Source organism: Marinobacter sp. (assembly GCF_035268745.1).
Taxonomy (GTDB): Bacteria; Pseudomonadota; Gammaproteobacteria; order Pseudomonadales; family Oleiphilaceae; genus Marinobacter.
Genome location: NZ_DATFKH010000041.1, coordinates 1 through 2,035, shown reverse-complemented (window position 1 = coordinate 2,035; position 2,035 = coordinate 1). Strand labels below are relative to the sequence as shown.

Annotated in this window: 2 protein-coding genes and 1 pseudogene; 1 reads left to right on the top strand and 2 read right to left on the bottom strand. The window is 54.2% G+C overall.

The genetic code is table 11. From position 1 onward, the window contains the following. Positions 1-1,184 (top strand): flagella assembly protein FlgT middle domain-containing protein (locus tag VJ956_RS03010; RefSeq protein WP_324081499.1); only part of this gene is annotated, 1,184 nt, incomplete at its 5' end. A 13-nt stretch (positions 1,185-1,197) separates the two neighbouring features. On the opposite strand, the gene VJ956_RS03005 is transcribed toward VJ956_RS03010, so the two are convergent. Then, positions 1,198-1,656: a SufE family protein gene (locus VJ956_RS03005; RefSeq protein WP_324081497.1), complete on the bottom strand. Its 459-nt coding sequence runs from the start codon at positions 1,654-1,656 to the stop codon at positions 1,198-1,200. A gap of 245 nt (positions 1,657-1,901) precedes the next feature. Continuing rightward, positions 1,902-2,035 (bottom strand): annotated as a pseudogene (locus VJ956_RS03000) (putative Fe-S cluster assembly protein SufT); the annotation flags it as partial.

The following is a 2,035-nucleotide window of genomic DNA, read 5'->3' as shown; positions in this document are numbered from 1 at the left end:
TATGGATCATGACACCAAAAAACAGAAACGGCCAACGCATCATTTTCATGCTCGCGGCTTTGTTTTTTCTGGATGCTACCGCCCATGCTGGCGCTGGCGGGTTTAACGAGACCGATGATCGCGACTGGCGAGTACAAATTTCAGAGTCTGAACCCGGGGTGGCGACAACTGCTGCATCTGAAAGTGAACCTGACGCCCCCGAACCACCATCAGTAAATCTGATCATCAGTAAAGACGTCGGTGGCAGACAGGCGGAACTCGATCAGTTTGCCGCGATTATCCGCGCAGAGCGCGATGGCGCTCCGTTTGAGGTCAGCCGGCACTGTGTTAACCAGCAAGCCTCGCGGATCAGGAAGAAGGTGGTCGTGGCTGGATTCAACGTGGAAAACCCGGGCCAGACCGTCTTTGGCGGACTGGGTGCCGTGGGTTACGGGACCAGTAAGTGGCTGTACCGGAATCTGCTGAACACTGGCGAGGTTTTGCCGTTATCTGCGCCAGGCAGGCAGATGTTTGCCAGTCTCAATGCGGGACCGACACGCGAGGCCGCAGGCAACCGTCTCGATCAATACTCCGCAGTCAGTCGCCAGATGGGCGCGCAATTCGTTGTTTCCGGGATCATACGCAATCTGAGCGTCAACCGGGCCGAGTCCCGGGATTCGTCTTATGCATCCTCAATCAGGCGCTCTTTGGCCAGCACCGATCCGGTCCGTGAATTTGTGGTCGACGTTGTCCTGCACGATGGATATACCGGTCAGGTGGTTACGGAGCAGCGTTATACCACCTCCGGCGGCTGGGATATTCCGCGCACGGAAAAGGTAAGGTTTGATTCGCCTGAATTCAATAAATCAGACTATGGTGTTGCTGTGGCAGAGGTGTTTGATGATATTACTGATGATCTGATGCGCACCATTGACTGCCAGGCTTTGCTGGTCCCCATTATTGAGGTGACCGGAAAAGATCTGCTGCTGGATATAGGAACCAGGTCAGGCCTGTTGCCCGGTAACAAGCTGCGAGTTGTGCGGGCCGAATTTTCGTTGCAGAGGCCGGATGCGCCCCCGAAACTCTGGGATACCGGTGTGGATCTTCATCTGCACCAGCTGAGCCTGGATACCAGCCGCGCCTGGATGCCCGCTGAGGGCTCGACCATCAATATCCGGGAAGGCGATTACGCGGTTATCTATTAGGGTGGTAGCTGCCTCAGGCCGCCTCAGCCGCCGCAATATCCCGGATCCTGCCGACCATGGCCCGCAGGCCGTTGCCTCTGGTGGGCGAGATATGGCGGAACAGATCCAGTTGTTCGAACAGTTCATCGATATCGGTGGCCAGAAGATTCCTTGGTGTTTTGCCATTCAGTGCCACCAGGATAATGGCAGCCAGACCGCGCACGATGATGGCGTCTGAGTCGATCAGCAGATAAAGCTTGCCGCTGGCTTCGTCGTAGTAATGAATCAGCCAGACCTGGCTCTGGCAGCCGTGGACGTAGTTCTCTTCACGGCGCTCGTCCTGCGGGAATTCGGGGAGCTGTTTGCCCAGATCGATGATGAAGGCGTAGCGCTCCTCCCAGTCGTCCAGAAACTCAAAGCCTTCCAGCACGTCATCCAGGGTAGTCTTCTGGCCGAGGGGGTTATTTACAAACTGTTCCTTGGTGGCGGTCATGGCTTTTACTTTTCTGCTAAATGAAAGTTTGGTTTTTAGCCACGGAATCCACGGAAGAACACGGAAAAAGCAAAAAGATAAAGGCGTTATTGGCCACGAAAACCACGAAAGGACACGAAATCACAGACGAAGATCCTTTAGTTCTTAATCCGTTATCTCTGTTCGTGTTTTTTCGTGGGTTTAGTGGCTAGAAAAATCTTTCATTTTTCCGTGTTATTCCGTGTTATTCCGTGGCAAAAGTCGCTTTAAAGCATTCCGAGTTCGAGTTTGGCTTCGTCGGTAAGCATGTCGTTGCTCCAGGGCGGGTCGAAGGTCAGGTCAACCGTGACCTTGTCGACGTTGGGTACATGCTCGAGCTTGGTCTTGACGTCTTCGGTGA

Bases quoted from the DNA above. Each gene is read 5' to 3' on its own strand.
- VJ956_RS03005 (WP_324081497.1), bottom strand. From the start codon at position 1,656: ATGACCGCCACCAAGGAACAGTTTGTAAATAACCCCCTCGGCCAGAAG.